Annotated in this window: 19 protein-coding genes and 2 pseudogenes; 20 read left to right on the top strand and 1 reads right to left on the bottom strand. The window is 27.9% G+C overall.

Going from position 1 to position 16,644, the window contains the following annotated elements; all coding sequences use genetic code 11:
* Positions 1 to 3: 3 nt before the first annotated feature.
* From FMM58_RS04645 to FMM58_RS08690, 17 genes and pseudogenes are all read left to right on the top strand, one after another.
* On the top strand, positions 4 to 444 hold the full coding sequence (locus FMM58_RS04645) for a hypothetical protein (RefSeq protein ID WP_150140358.1): 441 nt from the start codon (positions 4 to 6) through the stop codon (positions 442 to 444).
* A complete protein-coding gene (locus FMM58_RS04640; RefSeq protein ID WP_150180448.1) occupies positions 441 to 2,570 on the top strand; it encodes an ATP-dependent helicase in 2,130 nt (709 codons plus the stop codon). Before FMM58_RS04645 ends, FMM58_RS04640 begins: the two co-directional genes overlap by 4 nt.
* Positions 2,563 to 3,381, top strand: a complete 819-nt coding sequence (gene truB / locus FMM58_RS04635) for a tRNA pseudouridine(55) synthase TruB (protein WP_150180447.1) — start codon at positions 2,563 to 2,565, stop codon at positions 3,379 to 3,381. The genes FMM58_RS04640 and truB overlap by 8 nt, the downstream gene beginning before the upstream one ends.
* 3 nt (positions 3,382 to 3,384) lie before the next feature.
* On the top strand, positions 3,385 to 5,178 hold the full coding sequence (locus tag FMM58_RS04630) for a sulfatase-like hydrolase/transferase (RefSeq protein ID WP_150180446.1): 1,794 nt from the start codon (positions 3,385 to 3,387) through the stop codon (positions 5,176 to 5,178).
* A gap of 57 nt (positions 5,179 to 5,235) precedes the next feature.
* On the top strand, positions 5,236 to 5,490 hold the full coding sequence (csrA, locus tag FMM58_RS04625; protein ID WP_150140349.1) for a carbon storage regulator CsrA: 255 nt from the start codon (positions 5,236 to 5,238) through the stop codon (positions 5,488 to 5,490).
* The gene (locus FMM58_RS04620) at positions 5,468 to 6,229 is read left to right on the top strand and encodes a 4-(cytidine 5'-diphospho)-2-C-methyl-D-erythritol kinase (protein ID WP_150180445.1); all 762 of its coding nucleotides are present in this window, start codon (positions 5,468 to 5,470) and stop codon (positions 6,227 to 6,229) included. Before csrA ends, FMM58_RS04620 begins: the two co-directional genes overlap by 23 nt.
* Complete coding sequence (gene smpB / locus FMM58_RS04615; protein WP_150140346.1) at positions 6,226 to 6,684, top strand: SsrA-binding protein SmpB; 459 nt, start codon at positions 6,226 to 6,228, stop codon at positions 6,682 to 6,684. Before FMM58_RS04620 ends, smpB begins: the two co-directional genes overlap by 4 nt.
* A 54-nt stretch (positions 6,685 to 6,738) precedes the next feature.
* Complete coding sequence (locus FMM58_RS04610; RefSeq protein ID WP_150140345.1) at positions 6,739 to 7,341, top strand: TlpA disulfide reductase family protein; 603 nt, start codon at positions 6,739 to 6,741, stop codon at positions 7,339 to 7,341.
* The gene (locus FMM58_RS04605; RefSeq protein ID WP_150140343.1) at positions 7,341 to 7,631 is read left to right on the top strand and encodes an ATP-dependent Clp protease adaptor ClpS; all 291 of its coding nucleotides are present in this window, start codon (positions 7,341 to 7,343) and stop codon (positions 7,629 to 7,631) included. The genes FMM58_RS04610 and FMM58_RS04605 overlap by 1 nt, the downstream gene beginning before the upstream one ends.
* Complete coding sequence (locus tag FMM58_RS04600; protein WP_150180444.1) at positions 7,631 to 9,769, top strand: AAA family ATPase; 2,139 nt, start codon at positions 7,631 to 7,633, stop codon at positions 9,767 to 9,769. Before FMM58_RS04605 ends, FMM58_RS04600 begins: the two co-directional genes overlap by 1 nt.
* Complete coding sequence (gene aat, locus FMM58_RS04595) at positions 9,744 to 10,403, top strand: leucyl/phenylalanyl-tRNA--protein transferase (protein ID WP_150140339.1); 660 nt, start codon at positions 9,744 to 9,746, stop codon at positions 10,401 to 10,403. The genes FMM58_RS04600 and aat overlap by 26 nt, the downstream gene beginning before the upstream one ends.
* Positions 10,404 to 10,479: 76 nt before the next feature.
* Entirely contained in the window at positions 10,480 to 11,499 is a 1,020-nt protein-coding gene (locus FMM58_RS04590; RefSeq protein ID WP_190317948.1) for a nitrate- and nitrite sensing domain-containing protein, read from the top strand.
* A 394-nt stretch (positions 11,500 to 11,893) separates the two neighbouring features.
* Positions 11,894 to 12,211, top strand: coding sequence for a nitrate- and nitrite sensing domain-containing protein (locus FMM58_RS09145; RefSeq protein ID WP_150140336.1), 318 nt, complete (start codon positions 11,894 to 11,896; stop codon positions 12,209 to 12,211).
* Complete coding sequence (locus tag FMM58_RS09140; RefSeq protein ID WP_150140334.1) at positions 12,202 to 12,594, top strand: nitrate- and nitrite sensing domain-containing protein; 393 nt, start codon at positions 12,202 to 12,204, stop codon at positions 12,592 to 12,594. Before FMM58_RS09145 ends, FMM58_RS09140 begins: the two co-directional genes overlap by 10 nt.
* A gap of 76 nt (positions 12,595 to 12,670) precedes the next feature.
* Positions 12,671 to 13,135, top strand: a complete 465-nt coding sequence (locus tag FMM58_RS04575) for a hypothetical protein (RefSeq protein WP_150140332.1) — start codon at positions 12,671 to 12,673, stop codon at positions 13,133 to 13,135.
* Positions 13,136 to 13,169: 34 nt separating this feature from the next.
* Positions 13,170 to 13,415 (top strand): annotated as a pseudogene (locus FMM58_RS09235) (methyl-accepting chemotaxis protein); the annotation flags it as partial.
* A gap of 103 nt (positions 13,416 to 13,518) precedes the next feature.
* On the top strand, positions 13,519 to 13,689 hold the full coding sequence (locus tag FMM58_RS08690) for a hypothetical protein (RefSeq protein ID WP_190317947.1): 171 nt from the start codon (positions 13,519 to 13,521) through the stop codon (positions 13,687 to 13,689).
* Positions 13,690 to 13,878: 189 nt separating this feature from the next.
* On the opposite strand, the gene FMM58_RS04565 is transcribed toward FMM58_RS08690, so the two are convergent.
* Positions 13,879 to 14,670, bottom strand: coding sequence for a ferritin-like domain-containing protein (locus FMM58_RS04565; RefSeq protein ID WP_150140328.1), 792 nt, complete (start codon positions 14,668 to 14,670; stop codon positions 13,879 to 13,881).
* Between the two features lie 65 nt (positions 14,671 to 14,735).
* Between FMM58_RS04565 and FMM58_RS04560 the strand changes: the two genes are divergently transcribed.
* The 3 genes and pseudogenes from FMM58_RS04560 to FMM58_RS04550 form a co-directional block, all read left to right on the top strand.
* Positions 14,736 to 15,092 carry a methionine-R-sulfoxide reductase gene (locus FMM58_RS04560; RefSeq protein ID WP_150140326.1) on the top strand — a complete coding sequence of 119 codons (357 nt, stop codon included), beginning with the start codon at positions 14,736 to 14,738 and terminating at the stop codon, positions 15,090 to 15,092.
* The gene (locus tag FMM58_RS04555; protein WP_150140324.1) at positions 15,085 to 15,720 is read left to right on the top strand and encodes a MarC family protein; all 636 of its coding nucleotides are present in this window, start codon (positions 15,085 to 15,087) and stop codon (positions 15,718 to 15,720) included. Before FMM58_RS04560 ends, FMM58_RS04555 begins: the two co-directional genes overlap by 8 nt.
* 612 nt (positions 15,721 to 16,332) lie before the next feature.
* Positions 16,333 to 16,644, top strand: a pseudogene (locus FMM58_RS04550) (TylF/MycF/NovP-related O-methyltransferase); the annotation flags it as partial.

The raw sequence follows: 16,644 nt of genomic DNA, 5'->3' as shown, positions 1-16,644 counted from the left end.
AACATGCTAGATAAATTTTTAGCCGATAATAAATTTGTGGCTTTAATGACAAGTCATTGTTATGATGTTATTAAAATGCTAACTAATGGAGGTATTGAATTTAACATAGTTGTACATACCAAATTTGTAAATTTTAACCCACCTTTACCTGAAGAATTTGGTATACAAAATCACGCCCTTAGCGTGTTTGCCCTTGCAGGTTATACCTTTGAGTCAATCTCTCTTGAAAAAGATAAACTCTTTTTTGAGGCAGGTTTTGGACCTGATGATTATGAAACCCTAGTTAATTTAAATTTAGCAGCTATTAATCAAATTCAAGTTGAAAATAGTGTTATTTTTGTAAATTTTAGCCTTTATAAGGGCGAGTGTGATAAAAAGCATTTAACACAAAATTCAAAAAAACTTTTTTTAAATAATCCAAACAATAAGAATTTGAAAAAATGACAACACTTTTTGATAGCTTAAATGAAAGCCAAAAACAAGCAGCAAGTCATATTGATGGCCCTTTATTAATCTTAGCAGGGGCTGGTAGTGGTAAAACTAAAACTATAACTACAAGACTGGCTTATTTGATAAAAGAAGTAGGCATTGCCCCACAAAATACCCTAACCCTAACCTTTACAAATAAAGCAGCTAGTGTTATGAGACAAAGGGCTTTAAATATGATAGAAAGAAGTGATATAAACCCCTTGCTTTGTACCTTTCATAAATTTGGCCTTTTGTTTTTAAGGGCTCACATACATAGGCTAAATAGATTAAGTGATTTTTCTGTACAAGATAGCGATGATGTAAAGGGCATTTTAAAAAGAGAAATTATAGAAGATGAATTTGATAAAAAGATAGTAAATAAATTTATAAATGCTATTTCACGGCTTAAAAATCAAGCTATAAGTGCTTTGGAATTCAAAAATAATATTGAAAAATACGAGAATTTTTTCTGTGAAGATTATGATTTTACAGAAAAGAATTTTAAAAATTTAATTACATATTATGAAAAATACACAAAATATTTATTAAAATATAATTTTGTTGACTTTGATGACTTGCTTTTACTTACTAATGAAATTTTAGAACAAGATGATAGATTTAGACAATTTCAAAGTTCTTTTTATCAATATATAACGGTTGATGAGTACCAAGATACAAATTTTTTACAACATAAAATTTTAAATAATTTATGCCTTAGCCATGATAATCTTTGCGTTGTGGGAGATGATGACCAAAGTATTTATTCTTGGAGAGGTGCTAAGATAGAAAATATCTTAAATTTTGAAAAAGAATTTGAAAATGTAAAAAGAATAACCCTAGAACAAAATTATCGTTCAGTTGGCGTTATCTTAGATGCTGCAAATGAACTTATAAGAAATAATCAAAAAAGATTAGGTAAAAATTTAATATGTACTCAAGAAGTAGGAGAAGAGATTAGAGTATATGAAAGTGCTGATGAAAGGATAGAAGGTGAACAATTAAGCTCAAATATTAAAAATCTTTTAAACAAAGGCGTAAAGGCTGGTGAAATAGCTGTTTTATTTCGCATAAACGCACTTTCAAGGAATATAGAAAAAAGCCTTTTAGAAAAGCAAATTCCTTATAAATTATTAAGTGGTATAAAATTCTATGAAAGGCAAGAGATTAAGGATATCATCGCTTATTTAAGATTGATTGTAAATTTAGATGATGATTATTCTTTTAAAAGAATCATTAATCGCCCTTTAAGAGGCTTTGGACAAACTTCCTTAAATATGCTTGAATTAAAGGCCTTTGAACATAATCAACCCTTATTTAAAAGCCTTGTTAATCTCTCAAATACTGGCTATTTTAGCGTTAAAACAGACAATCAAATAAAAAATTTCATAGAGGGTATAAAATTTTTAAGGGGTTGCAAAAATTGCTTAGAAATATTTGAAAATTTTGAAGAAAAAATAGGACTTAGGGCATATTATAAAGAACATTTAAACGATGAGGATAGGCTTGAAAATATAGATTCTTTTTATTCTGATTTAAAAGAACAATCCAAAGAAGGACTTAATTTAATTGAAATATTAAATAATATCTCCTTACTAAGCGACCAAGATAACATGGAAGAAAAAGAAGATAATGTTTATTTAATGAGTATTCACGCTAGTAAGGGTTTAGAATTTGATTATGTTTTTATAGTTGGGCTTGAAGAAGGAATTTTTCCAATTAGTACTTTGTCTAGTGACATGGAAGAAGAAAGAAGACTAGCATATGTAGCCATTACTAGGGCAAGAAAACAGCTTAATTTTCACTACTCAAAAAAGAGAATACGCAATGGGCGTATAGAATTTGACCTTAAAAAAAGTCGTTTCTTAAAAGAAAGTAAGATTATAAAAGAAGAAGCTCAAAAGCAAGAAGATATAGAATTTAAAGATAAACAAGATAAAAGCGATGATTTTAAAAAGAATGATTTAGTTAGACATAAAATTTTTGGCGTTGGAAAAGTTATTTCAGTAACCGAACATAAAAAAAATGAAATTTTTGTAAGCGTAAATTTTAGCGGTAAGACTAGAATTCTTTTATCTACTTTTTTAGCTAAAATCAATGAATAAACTCTTCGTTGCAAAAAAACCTATAAATTTAAGCTCAAACGCCTTTTTAACGCAACTTAAAAAAAAGTACAAGGTAAAAAAGGCTGGGTATTCTGGCACTCTTGACCCCTTTGCAAAAGGCGTTTTAATAATAGCCTTTGGCAAATTTAGCAAACTTTTTCGCTTTTTAGATAAAAATAAAAAAATATATAAGGCTACAATATGGCTAGGGCTTAAATCAAAAAGCCTTGATACGCACAATATAGAAAAATTAAATCTTTTAAAGCCCTTTGATTTACATTTTTTAGAAGATATTAAAAATTCCTTACTTGGAGAACTTAACTTTATCCCTCCAAAATTTAGTGCTAAAAAGATTAATGGCATAAGGGCTTATGAACTTGCAAAAAGGGATTTAAAGATAGAATTAAAAACTTGTAAAATGCAGGTTTTTTCATGCGATATAGTAAGTTATAATCACCCCTTTTTAAATATCAAAATAATTTTAAGCGAGGGAGGGTATGTTCGTTCTTGGTGTGAGTTATTTGCTAAAAAATTAGGCATTAATGCAAGTTTAAGTTCACTTGAAAGAATAGCAGAAGGCAATTTTATCTATGAAAATGAAAAAAGCTTAAATGCCTTAAAGACCTTAAATTTAAGACCAAATTTTATTGATAACTTAGATAAATTAAAATTTGGAGCAAAATTAAATAAAGATGAGTTAAAAGTGCAAGAAAATGGAATTTATTATATAGAAAATAAAGAAAATTTCAGCATTATAGAACTTAAAGACGAAAAGGTTTCTTACCTTTTAAACAATATACCAAAGGAATAAAAAATGTTAAAATTTAAATATATCTTATGGCTTAGCGTACTTTCTTTGCCACTTGCCTTGTATTATTCTAGCTTTTTTGCACCTTTAAAAAGTGAAAGTACTAACCTGACTTTAATCTTTTTTTATATAGCTTCTTTGGGGCATTTTTTCATATATTTTTTTATAATTTCTCTTTTAATTTTGCCCTTTCTTTTTATAAAAAATAAACTAAGTATCTTTTTTCAAATTTTAATTTTAAGCCTTGCCTTTGTGATTTTAGCCATAGATAGCCATTTATTTTCTTTGTACCGCTTTCATTTAAATTTAGCCATGCTTGATTTATTTTTTAATGGTGGGGACGTGATTGAGTTAAGTACTTCACTTAAAATTCGCTCTTTTATTGAAATTGCTTGTCTTATTTTATATGCCTTTTTTATTATTTACCTAGCTAAAATGCTTAATAAATTTAAGGTTAGATACTTCGTTTTAACTGCCCTTTTTTGCCTTATTTTTGCAAATTTAAATCATGCTTATTCAAATGCAAAAAATTTAATAAATACAACTGATTTTATAAATCGCTTACCACTTTTTAAGCCCTTGACTGCAAATAATATGATGCTTAGACTTGGCTTAATTAGCAAGGATGAACTGCATAATAATAAAATTTCTCTTTCAAAATCAAGCGTTTTTGATTATCCAAAAGAAGACTTAATCTTTGATGAAAATAAGAAAAAGCCCTTAAATATCTTATTAATCATTAATGACTCGCTTAGATTTGATATGTTAAATGAAACAAATATGCCACTAAGCTATGCTTTTTCAAAAAATGCCCTTGTTTTTAAAAATCATTATTCAAGTTCAAATTCTACAAGAGGTGGAATTTTTGGGCTTTTCTATGGGATAAGTCCAAATTACTGGCATGCTAGTTTAAATGCTGGTACCATTCCAGCCCTACTTCAAAGTGCTTATAAGAATGATTATAAGCTAGGCGTTTTTACCTCAGCAAGTCTTAATAAGCCTGAATTTTATAAAAATATCTTTAATCAAGAAAATAATCTAAGATTTGGTTCAAAGCCTAATCCTGCGTATTTAAGGGATGAAGAATGTATAAGTGATTTTAAGGAATTTTTGACAAATTTAAAGGATAATGAAAGATTTTTTTCTTTTATATTTTTTGATAATATACATGGCTTTTCCTTTCCACCAGATTTTAAAACACCGTTTAATCCATACATTCCAAAGCCTAATCAACTAAATTTAAAAAATGATGAAGAAAAAACTAAGTTTTTTAATCTTTATCAAAACGCTGTTTATTACGCTGATACAAATATAAATAAGCTTTTAGAACTTTTAAAAGAAAAAAACCTAGATAAAAATACTATAATTATAATTAGTTCAGACCATGGCGAGGAATTTGATGACAATAAAAAGGGCTTTTTTGGTCACAATGGCAATTTTACAGATACTCAAATTAAAATTCCACTCATTGTAAAACACCCCTTAAAGCAAGGACAAGAAATTGATACTTTAAGTACTGCTTATGATATACCAGTTACCTTAATGCAAGAAGTTTTTGGCGTTAAAAATAACCCTAAAACTTATAGCTTGGGGCAAAATTTATTTAATTTGACGCAAAGAGAGTATTTTATAGCTGGGTCTTACCTTGAAAATGCCATAATCGAAAAGGATAGAATCATTTTAATAAACAAGCTTGGCGTGCTATCTTTTAAGGATATAAATTATTCAAATCACGCAAATATTAAAAACAGACAAAATATCTTTAAGGCCTTGCAGGATATGAATGAATTTTTAAAATAAAAGCTTTGTTAAATGAAATTGTGCTAAACTTTGCCAAAATATTTTGGAAAGTAAGCTATGTTGATTTTATCAAGAAAAGAAAATGAAAGCATACAAATAGGACGCGATATTGAAATAACTATCGTTCAAACAGGCAAAGGCTATGCTAAAATAGGCATTAAGGCCCCAAAATCCTTAGTTATTTTAAGAAAAGAATTAATAGCTCAAATTAAGGATGAAAATTTACACTCCGTACTTCATAAAAGCGATATCAAGCAATTAAAAGCATTAAGGGAAAAATTTCACAAAAATGAAAGCAAAAGCAAAGATTAATATCTTTTTAAAAATTTTAGGACTTGATAGTAGAAAGTACCATTTATTAAGCTCTCGCTTTGTTTTAATCAATGATTTATTTGATGAATTAATTTTAATTAATGATAAAAATAAAGAAGGCTTTGAGTTAATTAGCAATGTTAATTTTGATGATAATATTATCTTTAAGGCCTATGATTTATTAGCTAGTTTAGGGCATAAAGAAAGTTTAAAAGAATTTTTTAAAGATAAAAGCTTAAAGCTTATTAAAAATATCCCTCATTGTGCTGGTTTAGGAGGTGGAAGTAGTGATTGTGCAGCCTTTTTAATAATGATGAATGAAGAATTAAATTTAAAATACACAAAAGAAGATTTAATAACTTTAAGCATTAAACTAGGTAGTGATATAGCTTTTTTTATATCTGGCTTTAATAGTGCAAATGTAAGTGGTTGTGGGGAAATTTTAAAAGAATTTAATGATGAAAAGATAGATTTATCTCTTATAATGCCTAATATAAAATGCCAAACACAGGCTGTTTATAAGGAATTTGATAAAAAAAATATTGATTTTAGTGAAAATTTAAAAATAGCTAAAAAATTAGAACAAATTAATTCAAAAGAACTTTTATTAGAAAAAAATACCTTGCTAAATGATTTATTTAAACCCTGCGTTGATTTATATCCTAAAATGAAAAAGTACTTAGATGAAAATTTTTTTATGAGTGGTAGTGGAAGTACTATTTTTAAGGCTAAAAAATGAAAATTATTGCTAGAAATAAAAAGGGGCTTTTTGATTATTTTATAATAGAAAAATTTGAAGCTGGTATTGTTTTAAAGGGTAGCGAAGTGGTATCTTTAAGGGCAGGTAGGGCGAATTTAAAGGATTCTTTTGTAAGGATTATAAAATCAGAATTATTTTTACTAAATGCCCATATTTCTTGCTTAAATACAACTCACGCCTTTTATAAGCACCAAGAAAAAGGGGCCCGTAAACTTTTAATGCATAGAAAGCAAATCGATAAACTTTTTGGCAAGGTTAGCATGGAAGGCTTTACTTTAATAATCTTAGATTTATATTTTAATGATAAAAACAAGGTTAAAGCGACCTTAGCACTTGCAAAGGGTAAAAATTTACACGATAAAAGAGAAAGTTTAAAGAAAAAACAAGCTGATTTAGACGCAAAAATGGCTATGAAAAATTATAAAAATATCTAAATATTAAATCAAAAATGTTAAAATTTAATTTTTATTTTTAAAAAAAGGATAAATATGAAAAAACTTACAAGCTTATTGCTTGTTTTATGCTGTGCTTGTTATTTTTGTGCTTGTAGTGGTGAAGAGATAGTTAAAAATGATTTTATGTTTAAACACTATGAATTAAATGATAAAATCACACTTCAAAGCGTAAATGGTGGTTCTAAGACCTTAGTTAGAACGCAAAATGGTTTTGTGGTTGAAAATGAAGAAGATAAGATTGTATTAATTGATTTATTTGGTACCTTTTGTGCACCATGTAAAGAAGAAGCAAGCGAACTTACCAAGCTTTGGAGAAACAATAATAAAGATTTGTTAATAATAGGTCTAACTCATTTTGAAGATGTTAGTGATGAAGTGGTGAAAAAATTTGCCGATGATTATAAGGCCTATTATTTTTTAAGTAATTCTAAGGATAATGATAAGATTATAGCCCAAATTTTATCAGACATTGATTATAAACACATGGAACAGTTGCCCTTTAAAATTATGCTTAAAAATGGAGTTTATCAGGATTTAAGCGATTATTATAATGAGAGTAAGATGGTTAAATTTTATCTTGGCAAGGTGCCTACAAGCTTAATGCAAGCTGATATACAAAGGATTAAGGAAAAGTAATGCCTAAAGAAAAAACACTTGAAGATATCGAACTTAAAGAACCAAAACTATACAAGGTTATATTAATAAATGATGATGTTACCACTATGGACTTTGTAGTTGAAATTTTAATGAATATTTTTGGACACGATATGGATAGTGCTAGTAAAATCATGCTTGATATACACAATAAGGGCAGTGGAATTTGTGGCATTTATAGCCAAGAAATAGCACTTTCTAAGCAAAAAAGGGTAAGAAGTGCTGCAAGACTTGCAAATTTTCCATTACAAAGCATAGTAGAAGAAGAATAATGAAATACGATGAAGAATTAAAAAGTTTTTTTGATAACGCAAAACATTTAAGCGTGATAAATCACCATGAATTTATAACTTGTGAACATGTACTTTTTGCACTTTTAAAGTTAAGCAATAATTTTAAGGAAATTTTTAAAGAGTACGCAGATGGAGATTTTGAGCTTTTAGAAAGGGAACTTAGAGGCTATATAGCCGATAAAAACGAGATTTTAAAGGAAAAAAATACCACTCCTATAGTTTCTGTTGTACTTGATGAAATTTTAAATAATTTTAAAAAGAAAAATCCAAAAATAAATATTAAAATAGTTGATTTTTTAGAACAAATTTTAATTGATAAACGTTCGTATTCTAGCTATTTACTTCAAAAACATGGGCTAAACTTAGATAAGCTTTCATCCTTAAAAAATATGAATAATGTAGAAAATTTAAATCTTTACACTATAAATTTAACAGCCCTTGCAAATAATGGTAAAATAGACCCATTAGTAGGAAGAAATTTCGAACTTGAAAGAATGATGCAAATTTTAGTTCGTAGAAAGAAAAATAATCCTATCTTAATAGGCGAGGCCGGTGTTGGAAAAACAGCTATTGTTGAGGGACTAGCCTTAAAGATTGCTAACAAAGAAGTGCCAAAAAATTTAGAAGATGCTCAAATTTATAGCCTTGATTTAGGTGCTTTATTATCGGGTACAAAGTATAGAGGTGACTTTGAAAAACGCATTAAAAGTGTTTTAAATGAACTTGAAAAAATGCCAAATGCTATTTTATTTATAGATGAAATTCATACCATTGTTGGGGCTGGAGCAGCCGGTGAAAATAATGCAGATTGTGCGAATTTATTAAAACCATCACTTAGCAATGGTAGCTTAAAATGTATAGGGGCTACTACCTTTTTAGAATATAAAAATACCTTTGATAAAAATAAGGCATTGAGTCGTAGATTTGCTAAGATAAATGTCGATGAACCAAGCGAAGAAGAATGTTTGCTTATATTAAAAGGCTTAAAAAGCAAATATGAAAGCTTTCATCATATAAAATTAAATGATGAAATTTTAAAGGCTTGCGTTGAATTAGCTAAGAAATTTTTCCATGATAAATTCTTGCCTGATAGTGCTATTGATTTAATCGACGAACTTGGGGCTTCCTTTGTTTTAAACGCAAAGAAAAAAAGAACGCCTAGCTTAAAGGATTTAGAAGATACACTAGCAAAAATGACTCATTCTCATAAAATTTTTGAACTTGATACAAATAAGGCCCTTTTAAATTTAAACTCAAATTTAAAAACAAAAATTTTTGGACAAGATGAAGTAATAGATGGACTTTGTGCAAGTTTAAAGCAAAGCTGGGCAGGGTTTAAGAATCAAAATTCACCAAAGGGTGTGTTTTTATTTACAGGTTCAAGTGGAGTTGGAAAAACTGAACTTTGTAAGAAGTTAGCAAATTTTTTAGGCTTAAATTTAGAACGTTTTGATATGAGTGAGTATGCAGAAAAGCATTCTTTAAGTAAGCTAATAGGCTCTCCAGCTGGATATGTAGGGTATGAAGAAGGTGGACTTTTAAGTAATGCTATAAGAAAAAATCCTTTTAGCGTAGTGCTTTTTGATGAGATAGAAAAGGCACACCCTGACCTTAGCAATACCTTTTTGCAAATTTTTGACAATGCAACTTTAACAGATAATAGTGGCTTAAAGGCTGATTTTAAAAATACCATTATAATAATGACTTCAAATTTAGGTTTAAAAGATAATAACGAACTTGGTTTTTTAAGCTCTACAAGTAAAAAAAACGATAGGGCTATAAAGGAATTTTTCGCACCTGAATTTATAAATAGAATAGATAAAATTTTACATTTTAATGACTTAGATGATGAAATTTTAGCAAAAATCGTTCAAAAAGAATTAGATGAAATTTCACAAAATTTAAAAATCGTAAGTCTTAGTGCTGATATGAAGGTAAAAATTCATTTAGCAAGACTAGCTTATAAAAAGGAATTTGGCGTTAGGCTTTTAAAACGCGTTATAAGCGAACAAATCGGCGAAAAATTAAGCGATGAAATTTTATTTGGTCGCTTGAAAAAAGGTGGTAAGGCTAAAATCAAGCTTGATAAAAATGAACAAATCTCAGTTGTATTCTAAATTATTAAACGCCCCGAGTGATGCCCCCGTTTTTTTAACCCCTAATTTAGATTGTGATTTTATAATAAATGCCTATGAATTTGGGCTTTTTCCTTGGACTAGTAAGCCTGTTACTTGGTGGTGTCCAAATCCACGTTGCGTTTTATTTCCAAATCAAATTCACATACAAAAAAGCATAAAAAAATTTTTAAACTGCTATGAATTCAGGCTTGATTATGATTTTTTAAGCCTTATTAAACTTTGTGCAAATAGGGAAAAAACTTGGATAGATAATGAATTTATAAAGACCTATAACACCCTTTTTAAAAAAGGAGTAGCACACAGCCTTGAACTTTATGAAAATGATAAATTAATAGGTGGAATTTATGGACTTATCATAGGTAAAATGTTTTTTGGAGAAAGCATGGTAAGCCTTAAAAAAAATGTCTCAAAAATAGCTTTAATCGCACTTTGCAAACTATTAAAAGAATATAATTTTTTAATAGATTGTCAAGTTTATAATAAGCATTTAGAATTTATGGGTGCTAAAAATATAGACAGAACTGAGTTTTTAAAGCTTTTAGAAAATAAGATTAATTCTAAAAGTGGCTTTGATAATTTTAGAAATTTACAAACTCATTTACAAAATATTTAAAAAAAATCTTTTTGTTTAAAATTCATTTAATAAATAATGATTATAATATTTTTCAAAACTTTTAATGGAAAAATTAATGATTACTAAATTTAACCTAAAAATTAAGATTATGCTACTTGCTACTGCTCCTTTATTTGCTATATTTTTTTTTCTTGCAAATGAACTTAATAAAACCTATTTTTTACTAGATGATAACGATAAATTACAAAATCAAATTTTAATCTCTGAAAAATTCTCAGCCCTTATACACGAAATGCAAAAAGAAAGGGGAATGAGTATAGGCTTTTTATCAAGCAATAAAGAACGTTTTGCAAACGAGTTAAAAGCCCAAAGACTAAAAAGTGATAAAAAATATAATCAATTGTTGCTTTTCATTGAAAAAATGAAAAATGTTAATGTAAATTATATATATTTAATACACCAAGGGATTGAAAATTTAAAACTTATTACAAAGATTAGAAGCAATGTTGATAATGGTTTAAAAAGTGAAAATTTAATCAATGAAATTCTAAATTATTATTCAAACACCATACAAGATTTGCTTGATAACTCCCTAAATGCAAATAAATTGATAAATAATGCTAATATTGCTAGAAAAAGTCTATCTTATACTTATTTTTTATATGCAAAGGAAAAAACAGGGATAGAAAGGGCCTTTGTAAATGATATTTTTATCACTAATAAAGCCCTTTCTAACAACGCTTACACCAAATTTTTAACCCTTGTATCCCAGCAAGAAATTTATATAAACTTATTTAAATCGCTAGGGTCCTTAACTAACATAGATATTTATAATGAAATAAGCCAAAATCAAATTTTTGAAGAAGTTCAAAACATGAGAAGTACTATATATGCAAAGCATAACTTAGGGGAATATAATGTAAATGTAATTACTTGGTTTGATACTATTACCAAAAAGATTGATTTATTAAAAGATATAGAAAATGAGCTTGTAAATGAGCTTAAAGAAGAGATAAATCAAATAATCTTAAAGCTAAAATCATATTTTATAATACTCATCATTATAGAAGTGCTTTGCGTTAGTTTTCTTATAATCTTATGTATTTTTTTAGCAAAAAGCATTAAAAAACGATAAATTTTGTAACAATTTATAAATTATTGTGTAAAATGGTAATGCCCAGTCAAATTTAAAGTAAAATCAAATAATAAGCTATTTATAATATCTTTAAACAAAAGTTAAAAAAGCATTAAATGCCTAAAATATCAATCTTTAAAGCCCTTGTAAAAATATAAAAATTTATAATTTAAACAAAAAAATTTAACAAATAAATCATTTTTCAAAAAAATCTACTAAAATTTTTATGCTTAAATTGCTTATTTTTTAAGCTCTTCATTAGTTTTAATCCCATCCCTTGCCCTACTTTTTTCTTAGTATACGAACTTAGCAGAACTCATAGCTTAGTAAAGCAAAATATACAACTACAAAATCAAATTTTTATATCAGAAAGAATATCTAGTTAGTGCATGAAATGCAAAAAGAAAGAGGTATGAGTGCTGGTTTTTTATCTAGCAAGGGAAAGGCCTTTGCAAATGAATTAGTTAATCAACGCAAATTAACAGATGAAAAGCATAAAAATTTACTTGATTTTATCAAAAATACCACTGATGTTAATGAACTTTATTTAGGATATTTAAAAAATGGTATAGAAGAATTACAAAAACTTTCTACTACTAGAAAAAACGCCGATGAGTCTATTAACTCAACCCCATTAACAGGTCAAACCGTGAATTATTATACAAACACCATTGACGTACTTTTAGGTGGTAGTTTAATACAATTAAATTAATTGATAATATTAATATAGCCACACAAACCCTAGCTTATGTCAATTTTTTATATGCAAAAGAAAGAGCAGGTCTTGAAAGGGCCACTGCAAATGCTATCTTTGTTACAAGCATGCCAACACAAATTGCAGCTTATAATAAATTTTTAAGTCTAATAACCGAACAAGAAGCCTTTGTAAAGCTTTTTAAAAATTTTGCAAATAAAGATGATATAGCCTTTTATGATAATGCTATTAATGATAAAAGTTTTAACGAAGTACAAAAAATGAGAGATATCTTAATAGCAAAGTACACTCAAGGAGAATACGGCGTACCTGCTAAAACTTGGTTTGATACCATTACTCAAAAGATTGATGTCTTAAAAATGTGTAAGATAAGATTGTAAGTGGGGTAAATTTAAATATTGCAAAATTATTTCTGATTTAAAATCGTATTTTTTAATATTAATTATACTTGAAGCAGTGATAATCTTAGTAACCCTTGTTTTATCCATTGCTATAATTAAAAATATGTTAGGTAATCTAAGAAATATCACAAAAAAGATTGATTTTATCATATCTAATAAAATTTTAACAGAAAAAATAGATGTTAGAAGTCACGATGATATAAGGTTTATCACAAAGCCTATTAATACCTTTATAGATTATACAAGAAATATCATTTCACAAACTTCTAAGCAAACTAGTGAAAATCTTAAAATTTCAGATTCTTTTATGAATATTTCTAAAAATCTTAGCGACAATACTAGCATTAGTGATAAAAATAAAAATTTAGGTGAGCTTAATCAAAAAGCAGTTCAAACTAACGTTAATCACTCACAACAGACAAAAGCACATCTTGAAATGGTAATAAGCGATTCTAAAATAACAGAACAAATCATAGATAGCATTTATGATAATATCCAAGATAGTACAAGAAATCACTAATAATTTTAATATCTTAAACAACAAAGCAAGAGAAATTTTAGATATATTAAAGATTATTACTGACATTGCAGACCAAACAAATTTACTGGCCCTTAATGTAGCCATTGAAATAGCTAGGGCTGGAGAACATGGACGTGGTTTTTCCGTGGTGGCCGATGAAGTTCGCTCCTTAGCCGAAAGAACTCAACAATCAATAACCCAAACTGATGCAATAGTAAAAAAACTTTTAAAGTCAATTGATGACATAAGTACCCAAATGCAAGAAAACTCAAAAAACTAGAAGAGAACTTGCAGATCAGTCAATCACCATGAAATATGATATGAAAAAACTTGCTGAAACTATAAATAAGGTCATTTCTACCCCGCTTGAAGATATAAAATAAATGAATATTATCCATAAAAATACTAGTTCAAGCCTTCAAAATAATGGCTTTATAGTAGATTGTGTTAGAGAACTTGCACAAATTGACAAGCAAATACAATCATATTCAAATGAGTTAAACAATCAAGCCATTAAACTCAATGAAAGCTTGAATAAATTTAAATTTAAATAATACCTCGCCACTTTGGTGGGATTAAATTTCTTTATTAGTCATATTTTTATATTTAAAAAAATGTGAAGTGAGTGGTACAATAATATGCTTAAAAAATATACTAATATAATAGATTTAAGCGAAATTTTAAAACTCACTTTCGCCAACAAATCAAAGAACACAATATCACAAATATATTTTAGATTGAGTTTAATTATAAAAATTTTCTAGCTTGATTAATTCTTCTTTTTTAAAACCAGCCCTTAATCTTGCGTGAATATTTAGCTTTTTTCCAGCTAAACAAAATTGATTAAAGTCCTTGCAAATGCTTAAAAAGTCCATATCTTTTTTAGCAAATTCCCACCAGATATTGCCCTTTTTAACATGCTTTATCTCATCTTCTAAAATGATTTTCAGAACTTCTTCTATATAACTTTTTATAGGATTATTAGAATGTTGAATTTTAGCTATTACAAAAGGATTTGCATCAAGTCCTTTTGCCTCTAAGCCCTTATGTACCACGCCCATACGAAGTGCTAAATTATCTTTTGTTAAATTCATGGCCTCATATAAATTATTATGCACAGCAAAACTTGAATACTCAAAACCAAGCTCATTTAAGGCCCTTACTAAAAGCTTAAAATGCTTAATCTCTTCGTCTGCTACTTCTAGCCAGTCCTTGTAAAATTGCATAGGCAAATCCTTAAAACGATACAAGGCATCAAGGGCTAAATTTATAGCACAAAATTCAATATGAGCAACAGAGTGTATAATCTTAGCCAAGGCCGTATTGCTATTTGTAGATTTTGGTCTTCTTATGCGAGTTGGGTGCAGTACCTTTAAATTCGTATTAATTAAATCTTTTTCAAGAGGTATAGTTTGCATATTAAATATTATTTTAGTACTTTTAAAATCATCAAAAAAGTTTTCAAATTCCTTAAATTTAAGCCCTAAATCATTTTCATACAAAATTTTTTCTATGCTAGAAAAAAATTCTTTCATACTAACCCTTTAATAAATAAGGGTATTTTAGTATAATAAGGCTTTTAAAATTTTAAAGGTTTGATATGAAAAATTTAAGCGACGAAGAAAAAAGAGTTATTATAGATAAAGGCACAGAAGCACCATTTTCTGGTAAATTTAATGATTTTTATGAAAAAGGAATTTATCTTTGTAAGCAGTGTGGCGTGCCACTTTATAACTCAAATGATAAATTTAAATCAGGTTGTGGTTGGCCTAGCTTTGATAATGAGATTAAGGATAGTGTTAAGAAGATTCCTGATAAAGACGGAAGAAGAACTGAGATTGTCTGTGCAAATTGTGGGGGTCATTTAGGTCATATTTTTATAGGCGAGGGCTTTACGCATAAAAATATAAGGCACTGCGTAAATTCAATTAGCCTTGATTTTAAAAGCGATGTTTGAGATTTTAGAAAACGAAGTAGAGGCCATTTTACTTGCCTGTGTTACTATACTTGCAGTTTTAAATCCTTTTGGGAATTTAACCCAATTTTTAGCAATGAGTCAGGGTTTGCCCTTGCTTTTGCGAAAAAAACTTTTTAGGGCTATACTTTATACGGGTTTTATAATAGTTTTAGTTTTTTTATTTACAGGTCCTTTTTTTATGTCCTATGTATTTAGAATAAATTTAGATGATTTACGAGTGGGCGGAGGTCTAATACTCATTGTAATGTCTATAAAAAATTTGCTTTTTTCAGCCAAAACGCAGGATTTTTCACATTTTAAAACAATGAGTGAGAAAGAACTTTTAAAACAAAGTCTTGTACCTATGGCCTTTCCTATGCTTATAGGACCTGGTACCTTAGCAACTGTTATAGTAATATCTGAACTTTCAGGGCTTTTAATAGCTACCTTTTCGGTCTTAGCATCTTTTTTATTTTTGTTTATCTTATTTCATTACGCAGCCACCATTGAAAAAATTTTAGGCACCTTAATCTTACATGTAATAGCAAGAATTACTCAAGTATTTATAGTAGCAGTTGGGGCAAAAATGATGATTACAGGTTTGCAAGGTATTTTCAAATTAATTTAATATATCATTAACGCAAATTTATTTAAAGGAGAAAAAATGCAAAAAGTTATTATTTTTGGAGCAGGTAGCTCTGGGATAAATATCTTTAAAAAACTTATGGGGGGGGGAGGTAAGCGATAAAAATGAAGTTTTATTTTTTGTCGATAATAACCCTAAAAAGTGGAAAGATACAATAGAAATATCTCATAAAGAAAAAATCTATATCCTAGATATTAAAAATCCAAATGAACTTAAAAACTACGAATTTGATAAAATTATAATCGCATCTTTAGTTGGTATGTATGATATACCAAAACAACTTACTTAAAAATTTTAATATCCCATTAGTCAAAATAGATAGCAGTTATGGCTTTTTAAGAATAAAGACTAGAATTTTATTTTTAAAGAATTTTGCTATGCAATGTAAGGAATTTGATTTAAAAGGGAAATGTGGCTGAACTTTGAGTTTTTCAAGGAAAATTTGCAAATGAGACTAACGTGCATTTTTGTGATAAAAAACTTTATCTTTTTGATAGCTTTTAAGGTTTTAGTGAAAAAGATTTGTGAAATTTCCTTAAACAAAACCATAAAAAGGACATTTAAGCGATACTTTTATATTTAGTTATGTCAAAAATGCAAAATCTAAAAAATATTATCATTAAAAAGGGTTGGTTTCCACAAAATGTGCAAGATGATAAAAATTTAGAAAAAGAAAAATTTTACTTTGTAAATATAGATTGTGACCTATATGAACCTATCTTAGCAGGACTTGAGTACTTTTATCCTAAAATGATAAATTTAGACGTTATTTTAGTGCATGATTATTATAACGAAGCTTACGCAGGTGCTAAAAAAGCAGTGGATAATTTGTTAAAAAATATAATTTATTTACCATGCCAACAGGAGATGGTTATTAGCGTGGCTATACAAAAAAAATTAACTTTC

It is taken from the genome of Campylobacter sp. LR291e (genome assembly GCF_008633915.1).
Classification (GTDB): domain Bacteria; phylum Campylobacterota; class Campylobacteria; order Campylobacterales; family Campylobacteraceae; genus Campylobacter_D.
The sequence above is the reverse complement of the archived record's forward strand: the minus strand, read 5'-3'. Positions and strand labels throughout refer to the sequence as shown.